General features: G+C 65.7%; 12 protein-coding genes. 8 read left to right on the top strand and 4 right to left on the bottom strand.

Annotated elements, in window-relative coordinates:
- On the bottom strand, positions 1–636 hold the full coding sequence (locus OUY36_RS14650; RefSeq protein ID WP_253751051.1) for a TetR/AcrR family transcriptional regulator: 636 nt from the start codon (positions 634–636) through the stop codon (positions 1–3).
- A 94-nt stretch (positions 637–730) separates the two neighbouring features.
- Between OUY36_RS14650 and OUY36_RS14645 the strand changes: the two genes are divergently transcribed.
- Positions 731–1,831, top strand: a complete 1,101-nt coding sequence (locus OUY36_RS14645; RefSeq protein ID WP_267934849.1) for an efflux RND transporter periplasmic adaptor subunit — start codon at positions 731–733, stop codon at positions 1,829–1,831.
- Positions 1,832–1,835: 4 nt separating this feature from the next.
- On the top strand, positions 1,836–4,916 hold the full coding sequence (locus tag OUY36_RS14640) for an efflux RND transporter permease subunit (protein ID WP_267930749.1): 3,081 nt from the start codon (positions 1,836–1,838) through the stop codon (positions 4,914–4,916).
- 32 nt (positions 4,917–4,948) lie between these two features.
- Here OUY36_RS14640 and OUY36_RS14635 read toward each other — a convergent pair whose 3' ends face one another.
- Positions 4,949–5,509, bottom strand: coding sequence for a TetR/AcrR family transcriptional regulator (locus tag OUY36_RS14635; RefSeq protein ID WP_063540018.1), 561 nt, complete (start codon positions 5,507–5,509; stop codon positions 4,949–4,951).
- Between the two features lie 151 nt (positions 5,510–5,660).
- On the opposite strand from OUY36_RS14635, the gene OUY36_RS14630 reads away from it, so the two are divergent.
- From OUY36_RS14630 to OUY36_RS14620, 3 genes are all read left to right on the top strand, one after another.
- Positions 5,661–6,254: a glutathione S-transferase family protein gene (locus OUY36_RS14630; RefSeq protein WP_267934847.1), complete on the top strand. Its 594-nt coding sequence runs from the start codon at positions 5,661–5,663 to the stop codon at positions 6,252–6,254.
- 5 nt (positions 6,255–6,259) lie between these two features.
- A complete protein-coding gene (locus OUY36_RS14625) occupies positions 6,260–7,054 on the top strand; it encodes a Zn-dependent hydrolase (RefSeq protein WP_267934846.1) in 795 nt (264 codons plus the stop codon).
- Between the two features lie 136 nt (positions 7,055–7,190).
- Positions 7,191–8,531: a sensor domain-containing protein gene (locus tag OUY36_RS14620; protein ID WP_267934844.1), complete on the top strand. Its 1,341-nt coding sequence runs from the start codon at positions 7,191–7,193 to the stop codon at positions 8,529–8,531.
- Between the two features lie 2 nt (positions 8,532–8,533).
- Here the strand turns inward: OUY36_RS14620 and mapR are convergent, their stop codons facing one another.
- Entirely contained in the window at positions 8,534–9,943 is a 1,410-nt protein-coding gene (mapR, locus tag OUY36_RS14615; protein ID WP_267938185.1) for a GntR family transcriptional regulator MpaR, read from the bottom strand.
- 34 nt (positions 9,944–9,977) lie between these two features.
- Complete coding sequence (gene ccoG, locus OUY36_RS14610; protein WP_267934843.1) at positions 9,978–11,396, bottom strand: cytochrome c oxidase accessory protein CcoG; 1,419 nt, start codon at positions 11,394–11,396, stop codon at positions 9,978–9,980.
- Between the two features lie 300 nt (positions 11,397–11,696).
- Here ccoG and OUY36_RS14605 point away from each other — a divergent pair, with 300 nt between their 5' ends.
- From OUY36_RS14605 to OUY36_RS14595, 3 genes are all read left to right on the top strand, one after another.
- The gene (locus OUY36_RS14605) at positions 11,697–12,062 is read left to right on the top strand and encodes a CidA/LrgA family protein (protein WP_003300577.1); all 366 of its coding nucleotides are present in this window, start codon (positions 11,697–11,699) and stop codon (positions 12,060–12,062) included.
- A complete protein-coding gene (locus OUY36_RS14600; RefSeq protein ID WP_267934842.1) occupies positions 12,059–12,769 on the top strand; it encodes an LrgB family protein in 711 nt (236 codons plus the stop codon). The genes OUY36_RS14605 and OUY36_RS14600 overlap by 4 nt, the downstream gene beginning before the upstream one ends.
- A 144-nt stretch (positions 12,770–12,913) precedes the next feature.
- Positions 12,914–13,693 carry a PhzF family phenazine biosynthesis protein gene (locus OUY36_RS14595; RefSeq protein WP_133456844.1) on the top strand — a complete coding sequence of 260 codons (780 nt, stop codon included), beginning with the start codon at positions 12,914–12,916 and terminating at the stop codon, positions 13,691–13,693.
- The last annotated feature ends 57 nt before the right edge of the window (positions 13,694–13,750 follow it).

Genomic DNA, 13,750 nt, shown 5'->3' with positions numbered 1-13,750 from the left:
TTAGCCGCGGTAGGCGCGCAGAAAGACGCCCACCGCATCCCTCACGTGCTGATCGCTTTCCGCCTGGCTCGTTGCTTCGGCATAGCCAACCAGCAGGCGAAAGTGTTGTGCGCCCTTGATCAGTGAACAGTAATGCTCGGCTGCACGCAGCGGATCGTCGATGCGTAGCAGGCCGAGCGCGTCGGCCTGGCCGAACAGCTGTTGCAGATCCAGCAGCAGCTGTTGCGGACCGGCATCGAAGAACATCTTCACCAGCCCCGGATTCTGCGTCGCCATCGCCACCATCACTCGATGCAGACCGATGGACTCGGGGCTGTTGACCAGCTCATTGAAGGCGCCGCCGATCGCCAGCAGCACCTTTTCGATGTCGCAATCGGCCTCCAACTGAAACAGCCGCCTGGGCAGGCGCGTTTCACAGGTGGTCTTCACGGCGGCGCTGAAGAGCGCCTCCTTGTCCTTGAAGTGGCTGTACAGCGTGAGCTTGGAAACCCCGGCTTCGCTGGCGATGGCTTCCATGCTGCTGCCCTCGTAGCCATTGCCGAGGAACAGTACCTGCGCCGCGGCGAGAATCGCCTCGCGCTTGGCGGGGTCCTTCGGGCGGCCGGGACCGGGGGATGGAGAATGACTTTCGATCATGGGCGCTTTAATAGTGGACTGGCTGGTACGCTATTTTTACTATACCGCGCAGTATAAGTATTCCAATCCGCTTCGCGACAGAGAGACCTTCATCGTGTTCCGACATGTCCTGTCCTTCGCCTCCGTGCTTGGTTTAGCGCTCACTCTGACCGCCTGTGGCAATGGTGAGCCGCCAGAGCAGCTACCGCGACCGGTCATGGTCGTGCATCCGCAGCCGGCCAGCGAGGCGCGCGAAAGCTATCCCGGCGAAGTGCACGCGCGCTACGAGCCGGAGCTGGCGTTCCGTATCGGCGGCAAGGTCGTCGAGCGGCTGGTGGAGGCCGGCGACCGGGTGCGCAAGGACCAACCGCTGGCGCGCCTCGACCCGCAGGACGTGCGCCTGCAGCTGGACGGCATGCGCGCCCAGGTCGCCGCCGCGGAAGCCAACCTGCGGGTGGCCAAGGCGGAATACGATCGCTATCAGGCGCTGCTCGGCCGCCAGCTGGTCAGCCAGTCGCAATTCGACAATGCGGACAACGCCTACCGCGCCGCGGCGGCCCGTCTGCAACAGGCGCGGGCCGAGTTCGACGTGGCCAGCAACCAGGTCGATTACGCGGTGCTGCGTGCCACCCGCGATGGCCTGATCGCCCAGCGTCGCATCGAAGTCGGGCAGGTGGTGGCGGCCGGGCAGACCGCTTTCGTGCTGGCGGCCGATGGTGAGCGCGAGGTCGCCATCGATCTGCCGGAACAGTCGCTGGAGCGCTACCGGATCGGCCAGGAAGTGGAGGTCGAGCTCTGGTCGCAGCCGGGCCGGCAATACCGCGGCCAGATTCGCGAGCTTTCGCCTGCCGCCGACGCGCAGTCTCGGACCTATTCCGCGCGCGTCGCCTTCACCGAGCAGGATGTGCCGGCCGAGCTGGGTCAGAGCGCGCTGGTGAGCATCCGCCGCGACGATGATGTCGCGCTGGCCGTACCGCTCTCCGCGCTCAGCGCCGAACAGGGCAAAGCTCACGTCTGGCGACTAAAGCCCGACTCCACCGTGGAGCGTGTCGAGGTACGCACCGGCCCGTTCGGAGAGCGGCTGGTGCCGGTGCTCGACGGCCTCGCTGCCGATGACTGGATCGTGCTGGCCGGGGTGCAGATGCTCAGCGACAACCAGCCGGTGCGGCCGGTGGATCGCCACAACCGCCCCGTCGAGCTGGCCGCCCAGGAGTAACGTGATGCGCTTCAATCTTTCCGCCTGGGCGCTGCAGAACCGGCAGATCGTCGTCTACTTGATGCTGCTGCTGGCCCTCGTCGGTGCGCTGTCCTACAGCAAGCTCGGGCAGAGCGAGGACCCGCCGTTCACCTTCAAGGCCATGGTCATCCAGACCCAGTGGCCTGGCGCCACCGCCGAAGAGGTTTCACGCCAGGTCACCGAACGCATCGAGAAGAAGCTGATGGAGACCGGCGAGTACGAGCGCATCGTCTCCTTCTCACGGCCGGGCGAGTCCAACGTCACCTTCATGGCACGAGACTCGATGCGCTCGAAGGACATCCCCGACCTCTGGTACCAGATCCGCAAGAAGATCGGCGACATTCGCCATACGCTGCCACCGGGCGTACAGGGGCCGTTCTTCAACGACGAGTTCGGCACCACCTTCGGCAACATCTACGCGCTGACCGGTGAAGGTTTCGACTACGCGATCCTCAAGGACTACGCCGACCGCATTCAGCTGCAACTACAGCGGGTGAAGAACGTCGGCAAGGTCGAGCTGATCGGCCTGCAGGACGAGAAGATCTGGATCGAACTGTCCAACGTCAAGCTGGCCACCCTCGGTGTTCCGCTGGAGGCCGTGCGCCAGGCGCTTGAGGCACAAAACGCGGTGACCGCCGCCGGTTTCGTCGAGACGATCAGTGACCGGGTGCAATTGCGCGTGACCGGTAGCTTCGAGACGGTCAAGGAGATTCGCGATTTTCCAATCCGCGTCGCTGGGCGCACGTTCCGCATCGGTGATGTGGCTGAAGTGCACCGCGGTTTCAACGACCCGCCTGCGCCGCGGATGCGCTTCATGGGCGAGCCTGCCCTTGGCCTCGCCGTGTCGATGAAGAGCGGCGGCGACATCCTGGTGCTGGGCGAGGCGCTGGAGCAGGAGTTCGCTCGCCTGCAGCAGGAACTGCCGGCTGGCATGCAGCTGCGCAAGGTCTCGGATCAGCCTGCGGCGGTGAAGACCAGCGTCGGTGAGTTCGTCAAGGTGCTGATCGAGGCGCTGGTGATCGTGCTACTGGTGAGCTTCTTCTCCCTCGGGGTGCGCACCGGCCTGGTGGTGGCGCTGTCGATTCCGCTGGTGCTGGCGATGACCTTCGCCGCCATGAACTACCTGAACATCGGCCTGCACAAGATTTCCCTCGGCGCGCTGGTGCTGGCGCTGGGGTTGATGGTGGACGACGCGATCATCGCGGTCGAGATGATGGCCATCAAGATGGAACAGGGCTATGACCGGCTGCGCGCCGCCAGCTTCGCCTGGACCAGCACGGCCTTTCCGATGCTGACCGGCACGCTGATCACCGCGGCGGGATTCCTGCCCATCGCCACGGCCAACTCCAGCACCGGTGAGTACACCCGCTCGATCTTCCAGGTCGTGGCGATCTCGCTGATCGCCTCCTGGATCGCCGCAGTAATGTTCGTGCCGCTGATCGGCGAGAGGCTGCTGCCGGACATGGCCAAGAAAACTGCGCACAAGCACGGCGGAGTGGGCGAGGGTCACGATCCCTACGCCACACCGTTCTACCAGCGCGTACGGCGCGTGGTGACCTTCTGCGTGCGCCGGCGCAAGACCGTCATCCTGCTCACCCTGGCGATCTTCGCCGCCGCGGTGGTGCTGTTCCGCCTGGTGCCGCAACAGTTCTTCCCGGCCTCAGGCCGTTTGGAGCTGATGGTGGACCTCAAGCTGGCCGAAGGCGCCTCGCTGAAGGCGACCGAAGCGGAGGTGGCGCGGCTGGAACAGCTGCTCAAGGAACGGGCTGGCATCGACAACTATGTGGCCTATGTCGGCACCGGCTCGCCGCGTTTCTATTTGCCGCTGGATCAGCAGCTACCGGCGACCAGCTTCGCCCAGTTCGTCGTGCTGGCCGACAGCATCGAATCCCGCGAGGCCCTGCGCAGCTGGTTGATCGAGCGCATGCGCGAGGACTTTCCGAGCCTGCGCGGTCGCGTCACGCGGCTGGAGAACGGCCCGCCGGTGGGCTATCCGGTGCAGTTCCGTGTCACCGGCGAGCACATCGATGTGGTGCGTGGGCTGGCGCGGCAGGTCGCTGCCAAGGTCGGCGAGAACCCGCATGTGGCCAACGTCCATCTGGACTGGCAGGAGCCAAGCAAGATGGTGCGCCTGAACGTCGATCAGGATCGAGCTCGTGCGCTGGGGGTGAGTACCGCGGAGCTGTCCGGCTTTCTGCGGCGGACCTTCATCGGCAACAGGGTCAGCCAGTTCCGTGAAGACAACGAGCTGATCGAGATCCTCCTGCGCGGGACCGAGCGTGAGCGGCTGGAGCTGTCCATGCTGCCGAGCCTGGCGATTCCCACCGAGAGCGGGCGCAGCGTGCCGCTGTCGCAGGTGGCGACGCTGGAGTACGGCTTCGAGGAGGGCGTGATCTGGCACCGCAACCGCCTGCCGACGGTCACCGTGCGCGCCGATGTCTACGGCGATGAGCAACCTGCCGCACTGGTGCGGCAGATCGAGCCGACCCTGGCCGATATCCGCGCGCAGCTGCCCAGTGGCTACCTGCTGGAAGTCGGCGGCACGGTGGAGGATTCCGAACGTGGCCAGCGTTCTGTGAATGCCGGCCTGCCGCTGTTCGTCATCGTCGTGATGACCCTGCTGATGGCGCAGCTCAAGAGCTTCTCGCGTTCGGCCATGGTGTTCCTCACCGCGCCGCTGGGCATCATCGGAGTGGCGCTGTTCCTGCTGCTGTTCGGCCAGCCGTTCGGCTTCGTGGCGATGCTCGGTACCATCGCGCTGTCGGGAATGATCATGCGCAACTCGGTGATCCTGGTGGATCAGATCGAACAGGATATCGGTGCCGGGCAGGCGCGCTTCAGCGCCGTCGTCGAGGCTACGGTGCGGCGCTTCCGGCCCATCGTGCTGACGGCGCTGGCCTCGGTGCTGGCGATGATTCCGCTATCGCGCAGCATCTTCTTCGGGCCGATGGCGGTGGCGATCATGGGCGGGCTGATCGTCGCCACGGCGCTAACGCTGCTGTTCCTGCCGGCGCTGTACGCGGCCTGGTTCCGGGTTCGCGAAGACGAGGCGAGCGCCGGCTGACGGTGTTTATCGGGCGCGCCTGACCGGCGCGCTCAGATGCCTGCGGCGGTCAGCAGGCACTCGGCGGCGGCCTTGGCGTCCAGCGCCTGCTCGCCTGGACCCTCGATGTGCGCCATGCTCAGCGCCCCTTCGAGCAGGTACTGCAGCTGTCGCGCCAGCCGCAGCGGCTCGGGGGCATCCAACCGTTCCAGCAGTTCGCGCAGATGACTCTGCAGCTCCGCCTTGTAGGCCGCCGAGCGCCGATGGATGGGGTGCTCACGGTCCTGATATTCGGCCGCAGCGTTTATGAACAGGCAACCGCAGAAGGCGCCGTTGCCATGGATCATCCCGTGCAGCCCATCGAAAACGCCCAGTAGCGCCTCGCGCGGCGGCAGCTTGCCGGCGCGCTCGCGCAGGCGCGTCAGCATCAGCTCGTGACGGGCGTCCAGCACGGCGAGGATCAGCTCGTCCTTGGACTTGAAGTGCTTGTACAGGGTCATCTTGGCCACACCGGACTCGGCCAGGATGCGGTCGATGCCGGTGGCGTGATAGCCCTCGCGATAGAACAGATTCTCTGCGGTGTTGAGCAGCTGGTCGCGCTTGTTCGGTGCCATGGATACCTCCTGCGGTTCGACCATTATGCGGGAGCGCTCGTCCCTCGCTCCAGCTGGCAGTTCCTTCGTGGGTGCTTGCAGTGTACAGACAGGTCTGTCTATTATCCAGTCGTGCCCAACGACCAAGCACACCAATGAAGAGGACAACACCATGAAGCTCCATGACCTGTCGCTGTCCGGCAATTGCCACAAGGTTCGCCTGTTCCTCAGCCTGATCGGCAAGCCGGTCGAGCGTCTGCCGGTGAATCTGCTGGCGGGCGAGCACAAGCAGCCGGCGTTCCGTGCGATCAACCCGCGCGGGCAGATTCCGGTGCTCGAGGATGGCGAATTCCGTCTCGAGGACTCCCAGGCGATCCTGGTCTATCTGGCCCAGCGTTATGCCCCTGAGTGGTACCCGCAGGACGCCGAGACCCAGGGCCGCATCGCCAGCTGGCTGAGCTTCGCTGCCAACGAGGTGCAGCACGGGCCGGCTACCCTGCGTCTGGGCAAGCTGTTCGGCCGGCCTATCGACGAGTCGCTGGCCCAGGCGCGCGCCGCCAGCGCCTTGCGCACGCTCGAACGGCACCTCGCGCAGCATGCCTGGCTGGCGCAGACGGGGGCGCCGACTATCGCCGACGTCGCCGTCTACCCGAATGTCGCGCTCGGTGGCGACGGCGGGCTCGATCTGCAGGTATATCCGTCGCTGCAGGCCTGGTTCGGGCGCATCCGCGCGCTGCCCGGCTATGTCGGCATGCCCAGGTTGTAGCCGTCATGAACATGCGCAAAGTGTGGACGCTCGTCGAGCGCATCCAGCAGCGGGCCGGGCGAATCGTCGCAATGTTGCTGGTTGCGCTGCTGGGTGCGGTGGCTTCGGCCAATGCCGTAGCGGAAGGGTTGCGTTTCAGCCTGTTGAAGACGGCGCAGAGCGAAAGTGGCGACTTCTTGCTGCGCCGCGGCGGTTGGCAGCCTCAGCCACAGACCCAGCACATCGCCATCCTGATCGAACATCGCGGCACCCGTCTGCTGTTCGGTACCGGGTTGGGGCGGCAGATCGATGCGCAGCTGGACGCCGAGCTGCCGTGGCGGATCAAGCGCTACGGCGAGGTGCAACCGGCACGCGACCAGCTGGAGCGGGACGGGCTGGACATCGACCGTATAGTGCTGGGCTGCGTGCGCTGGGAGCATGCTTCGGGGCTGGTCGACTTCCCAGGTGTGCCGGTGCTGGCCAGCCCGGACAGCCTCGACTACCTGCAGACGGCGACACCTCCGGCGGTACTGCCGAGCCAGTTCCGCCATCCGATCGACTGGCAGCCCCTGCAATTCGAGCCACGGCCTTATCTCGGACATGGGCAAAGTCTCGATCTGTTCGGCGACGGTCAGCTGGTACTGGCGCCGCTGACCGAGCACGGTGCGGTCGGCCTGTACCTGACCATGGCCGACGGCCGTCGATTCTTCTTCCGTGGCGACCGCCGGGGGGAGCAGGGCAGTGCGCCACAGGGTGTGGCGGCGTTGCGCGATGCCGACATCCAGGCCGCGCTCGGCTTCTATCCGCGTTGGGTGCAATAAAGTGCGAGCAGGAAGAAAAAAACAGCGCGGTCGTCACCGATTTAGGCGATGCTAAAAGCATGGCACGGGCGTTCACGCGGTTGCGAAAGCGTCGATCGTCCGGCCTGCGCCCAATGGCCGAAGTAGGTCTGCCGCTGTGAAGACGGATAGCCGCGAGCCCCTGGCAAGTGTCGTCGATTTGTTACTGGATGCGATCTGCGTTGTCGATGCGCAGGGCAACTTCGTTTACGCCAGCGCCGCCTGCGAGCGCATCTTCGGCTATACGCCGCAGGAGATGCTCGGCAAGCGCATGATCGAGATGGTCTATCCCGAAGACCGCGCCCGGACCCTGGCGGCCGCCAAGGAGGTCATGGCCGATCAGCCGCTGCTGCACTTCGAGAACCGCTACGTGCGCAAGGACGGCGGTGTCGTGCACATCATGTGGTCGGCCTGCTGGTCGACCGATAACAAGCTGCGCATCGGCGTGGCGCGCGACATCACCCAGCGCAAGCAGTCCGAAGCGATGCAGGCCGCGCTCTATTCGATCTCCGAGGCGGCGCACGGGGCCAAGGATCTCGCGGCGCTGTATCAGCAGATCCATCTGACCATCGCCCAGCTGCTGCCGGTGGACGATTTCATCGTCGCCATCCGCAATGCCGCCAGCGGCGAGCTGACTTATCCCTACCAGGCGCTGGCGCTCGATTCGACCGGTCTGCCAGCGGAACCCGCGGCGTCCCTGTGCTTTTCCGTTCTGCATGGCGCGCAGCCGTTGCGCTTCAATGCGGATTCGATGCGTGCCCTGGCGCTTCCGCTCGCAGACGGGGATCTCCATGCCTGGTGGCTGGGCGTGCCGCTCAGTTCGAGCGAGGGCGTGATCGGTGCGCTGTTGCTCAAGAGCACGGCGGCGCCCTACACCGAGAAGGATCAGGAGCTGCTGCAGTTCGTCTCGATGCAGGTGGTCACGGCAATCGAGCGCAAGCAGCTCTATGCGCGCCTGCACCGAATGGCACAGTACGACGAACTCACCGGCCTGCCGAACCGCGCCTGTTTTCGCGATCGCCTGGACACGGCCCTGGCGCGGGTGCGGCGCAATGGCGGACGCGTCGCCTTGCTCTATGTGGATCTGGATCGCTTCAAGCAGGTCAACGATACCTACGGCCACAGCGGCGGCGACCAGCTGCTGCGCGCAGTGGCCGATCGCCTCACGCACTGTGTGCGCGACACCGATACCGTCGCGCGGCTGGGTGGCGATGAGTTCGTGGTGCTGCTGGAGAGCATCGCCGAGGCAGAGGATGCCCGTCGCGTCGTCGAGAAGATCCGCGTGGCCTTCGAGCAGCCGATGCAGATCGCCGCGCACAGTCTCGATATCGGATTGAGCATCGGCACTGCGCTCTATCCCGAAGATGGTGATGCGGAGGCCCAGCTGCTCAAGCGGGCCGATGAGCGCATGTATCTGATGAAGAGCGGCCGCGGGCAGCAGCCGGTGGATTGCGACTGACCTCAAAACGATTTCAGCATCCTGCCCAGCAATTCCATCGCCTGCTCGCTGCGGGCGTCCCACGGATGGCCGTGATTCAGCCGCGCGCAGTTGCGAAAGCGCTGGGTCGCCGAGAAGATCGGCCCCGGCGCCAGGCTGATGCCCTGGGCCAGCACCAGTTGCAGCAGCTGCAGTGAGTCCACCTGTTCGGGAAATTCGAACCAGAGAAAGTAGCCGCCACTGGGCCGCGTAACCCGCGTGCTCGCCGGGAAATGGCGGGCCGCGGAGGCGAGCATCGCGCCCTGCTGCATCTCCAGCGCGTGACGCAGCTTGCGCAGGTGACGGTCGTAGCCGCCATGCTGCAGGTAGTCGGCGATGGCGGCTTGCGCCGGCACGGAAGGGGAAATGGTGGTCATCAGCTTGAGCCGGGTGATCTGCTCGGCGTAGCGGCCGCCGGCGACCCAGCCGACCCGGTAACCGGGCGCCAGGCTCTTGGAAAACGAGCCGCAGTGCATCACCAGACCTTCGCGATCATGGCTCTTCACCGGCTTGGGCGGCTCGCGGGTGAAGTACAGCTCGGCGTAGACGTCGTCCTCGATCAGCGGCACCTGATGGCGCTGCAGCAGATCGTAGAGCTGCTGCTTCTTCGCCTCGCCCATGCTCGCGCCCAGCGGGTTCTGCAGGCTGCTCATGAACCAGCAGGCCTTGATTGGCAGGTGCGCGAGGCGATCGGCGAGAATCTCCAGATCAATGCCTTCGCGCGGGTGGACGGGAATCTCCACCGCTTTGAGCTTGAGCCGTTCCAGCACCTGCAGCGTGGCGTAGAACGCCGGCGACTCGATCGCCACCAGGTCACCCGGCTCCGTCACCACCTGCAGGCAGAGGTTCAGCGCTTCCATCGCACCTGTGGTGATCACCAGCTCGTCCATCGGCAGCATCACCCCGCTGACCATGTAGCGCAGGGCGATCTGCCGGCGCAGGTCCGGGTTGCCCGCGGTCATCTCGGCGATCACTTCGCGTGCCGGCATGTCGCGCACGCTCTGTGCCATCGAGCGCGCCAGGCGTTGCAGGGGAAACAGCTCGGGGCTGGGAAAGGCCGAACCGAAGGGTACGGTGGCCGGGTCGCGCAGCGAGGCGAGCACGGAGAAGACCAGCTCGCTGACGCCCACCTCGGTGGTTTCCGCCGGACGCAGGCTGATGTCCGGTTCGTGCAGCGGGCGCTTGGCATGTTCGCGGACGAAATAGCCCGAACGCGCCCGCGCCTGGATCAGCCCGCGGTCTTCCAGCAGGTAGTAGGCCTGGAACACGGTGGACGGGCTGACGCCATAGGTGCGGCTGGCGTGGCGCACCGAGGGCACCTTTTCTCCCGGCGCGAGCACGCCGCTGCGGATCAGTTCGGCAATCTCGTCGGCGAATTTCTCGTAGCGCTTCATCGTGTCCGGGCCGTTGCGGTTGGGCATGGCCAGTCTACTGGCGCAGCGCCGCGATGGGGGCGACAAAGGTACTCGGTGTGCTCACCCGACTGTCCGGTTCGGCCAGGTCGCTGACCCGGAAACGCAGCTCATGGCTGGAGCCATCGGTGTTGGCGAGCAGCGCTACGCTGACCGGTAGATCGGCGATCTCGCCTGGTGCCAGGGCGATCTCGCGCGGGCCCTGCAGTTCGAAGGGACCGCCTTCCAATGCCAGCGCGTAGCGGCGCGGCTGCTGCGTCTTGTTGATCAGCTTAAGGCGATACATGTTCTCGATCTGCCCCTGCATGTTCTCGCGGTACAGGGTGCGGTCGCGGGTGACGTCCAGCTGCAGCTGTGGCCGCGTGTCCAGTGCCCAGATGAAGGCGGCGATCATGGCGGTCAGCGCCATGGCATAGCCGACCAGCCGTGGACGGAAGAAGCGGGTGGCGCCGCCCTTGAGTGCGCGTTCAGAGGTGTAGCGCAGCAGGCCGCGGGCGTAGCCCATCCGATCCATGAGGCTGTCGCAGACGTCGATGCAGGCGCCACAGCTGATGCAGTCCAGCTGCAGGCCGTCGCGGATGTCGATGCCGGTGGGGCAGACCTGCACGCACAGCGTGCAATCGACGCAATCACCGAGGCCCTGGGCGCGCGGATCACTGCCCTTGCGCCGGGCGCCGCGGTTCTCGCCACGGGCCGTGTCGTAGGAGACGAGAAGGGTGTCGGCGTCGAACATCACGCTCTGGAAGCGTGAGTAGGGGCACATGTGCAGGCACACCTGCTCGCGCAGCCAGCCGGCGTTGATGTAGGTCGCGGCAGTGAAGAACAGCAACCAGAAGCTGGTGGTCGCGCCGAGCTCGAAGCGGGCGAGGTCGCCCACTAGGTCGCGTACCGGGGTGAAATAGCCGACGAAGGCCAGCGCCGTGGCCAGGCTGATGGCCAGCCACAGCGTGTGCTTGGCGGCACGGCGCAGCAGCTTGGCGGCGGACCAGGGCGCGGCATCGAGCTTGATGCGCTGCAGGCGGTCGCCTTCGGTGATCTTTTCCACCCACATGAACATCCAGGTCCAGGTGCTCTGCGGGCAGGCGTAGCCGCACCAGATGCGCCCGGCCAGCACGGTGATGAAGAACAGGCCGAACGCGGCGATGATCAGGATCGCCGAGAGCAGGATGAAATCCTGCGGCCAGAAGGTGGCGCCGAAGATGTGGAACTGTTGCCGGTCCAGGTCCCACAGCACCGCCTGGCGCCCGTTCCAGTTCAGCCAGACGGTGCCGAAGTAGAGCAGCATCAGCAGGGCGCCGCCCAACAGGCGCAGGTTGCGGAAACGTCCGCTGAAACTTCGCGTATGGATGGGCCCGCCGCTCTGGGCGGGCGTCAGGCGGATCGGCTGGCTGGGATCAACGGTTTCGATGATCCGCGCGGGTATGCGGTCGGTCATTGGCTTTCGCCCCATAGGCAGTTCAGGCGAGGCGGATGATCCCCGTCGAGGTCCATGCATAACAGACTCAGATGTGACGGCTAAATACGGATCAGATGAATCGCGGCAGCGCTGTCGGAACGCAGGCATCGCTAGGCGTTGACCTGCATCAGCGGAAGCTGTCGGGATCGACTGATCCGCTTTTTTCGTGTGCATCTGATGCTGTTCTGTCGCCGCCAGGCCGGCCATAGTCGAGGCCTTTTGCCGAATGAAGAGGAGCGAACGCATGACTCATCCAATGCTGCCGAGGGAGCACCGCCGATGATTCTCCAAGGCCTGACCTGGCTCGTGCTGCTGCAGCTGCTCGGCAATCTGATCAACCTGGTGCTGTTGCCGGCGCTGCCGGGGCCGATTATCGGCATGCTGTTGCTGTTCGGTCTGTTGCTGCTGCGCCGCAGCATTCCGGAGTCGCTGGAGAAGACCGCGGCCTTGCTGCTGCAGTATCTGCCGCTGCTGCTGATCGTGCCGGCCGCCGGCATCATGACCAGCGCCGGCGCACTGCTGGATGACCTGCCGGCGATCGCCGCCGGGCTGGTGTTGTCGCTGCTGATCACCGTGCCGTTCTGCGGCTGGCTGATGCAGCGGCTGATCCGCCGACTCGACCGCCAGCGGGAGGATCAGGCATGACGGTACTCGATTGGCGCACCGCCTGGGCGGCGGTCGTGGTCCATCCTTTGTTCGCCGTGGCACTGACGCTGATCGCCTTTCAGCTGGCGCTGATGCTCTATCGCCGCAGCGGCTGGCTGGTCTTGCAACCGGTGATGGTGGGCATGCTGCTGGTGGTCGGCACACTGACCCTGGTGGATCTCGACTATGCGCGCTACCGCGACGGCGCGTCGCTGGTCGCCATGCTGCTGGGGCCTGCGACCGTGGCGCTGGCGGTGCCGCTGCATCGACATCTCAAGCGTATCCAGCAGCTGTTCTGGCCGATCGTCATCACCTTGGCGGTCGGTGGCGTGCTCAGCGTCGTGCTGACGCTGGCGATCGCCTGGGTGCTGGGCGCAGAGCTGCCGGTGCTGATGAGCCTGGCGCCGAAGTCCGCGACCATGCCCATCGCCATGCTGGTGGCCGAGCAGCTCGGCGGCCTGGCCTCGCTGGCGGCGATATTCGTCATGCTCACCGGGGTCATCGGCACCGCGCTGGGACCGCTGCTGCTGCGCTGGGCAGGCGTCGAGCATCCCGCCGCGCGAGGCCTGAGCTATGGCCTCAACGCCCATGCCATCGGTACCGCCAGGGCGCTGGAGGAGGGTGACGAATGTGGCGCCTTCGCTGCGCTGGGCATGAGCCTGCTGGGCATTCTGATCGCGCTATTGCTGCCGTTTGCCCTGGGCTGATGTGCGGCGTCGTCGCAAGTAGATGAAACGGACGGATTCCGGGCCCTTCAGCCTTCACGCACCACTGGCTAGCACCCCGTCGGACCCGTTAGAGTAGGCGGCGGTCGCTTGACCGTGCACAGGGTGCAAACCATGAAATTGCGGATGTTCCAGGTCGATGCTTTCACCGCTGAACGTTTCCGGGGCAATCCCGCGGCGGTGATCCCCTTGCAGGCCTGGCTGGCGGACGAGCTGATGCAAGCCATCGCCGCCGAAAACAACCTTTCCGAGACGGCCTTCTTCGTTCGCGAGGCGGACGGGGCCTTTCATATCCGCTGGTTCTCGCCGCTCACCGAAATCGATTTCTGCGGCCATGCCACGCTGGCCAGCGCCTTCGTGCTGCTGGAGCAGGGGCTGGCCCAGGCGCCGCTGACCTTTCGCGCCGCTGCCGTGGGCGATCTGACCGTGCAGCGGCGGGCCGACGGTCTGCTGGAAATGAGCTTCCCCAATCGTGCGCCGGAACCGGTTGCCGAGCCGCCGGCTGCGTTGTTGCAGGGGCTCGGGTGCGAGCCGGAAGCGGTGCTGCGCAATCGCCAGGCGTGGTTCGCCGTCTATCGCGACGAGCAGCAGGTGCGCGCGCTGGCGCCCGATCTGCAGGCACTGCGCACGCTGGCGCCACTGGATGTGGTAGTGACCGCGCCGGGGAGCGAGCAGGATTTCGCCTCCCGTTATTTCTGGCCAGCCAACGGCGGCGACGAGGACCCGGTTACCGGCTCCATCCATGCCGGGCTTGCGCCGTACTGGGCCGAGCGGCTGGGACGCAACGAACTGGTGGCGCTGCAGGCGTCGGCGCGCACGGGCATCCTGCACTGCCGGGTCGAAGCGGATCGTGTGATGGTGGCCGGGCAGGCCGTGCTGTATCTCGACGGCACCATCGAACTTTAAAAAAACGCTCTAACCCATTGCGATCGGTCTTCACGGCCGGCGCGATGGGTGTGCCTG

Source organism: Stutzerimonas sp. R40042, assembly GCF_026642215.1.
Taxonomy (GTDB): domain Bacteria; phylum Pseudomonadota; class Gammaproteobacteria; order Pseudomonadales; family Pseudomonadaceae; genus Stutzerimonas; species Stutzerimonas frequens.
The sequence above is the reverse complement of the archived record's forward strand: the minus strand, read 5'-3'. Positions and strand labels throughout refer to the sequence as shown.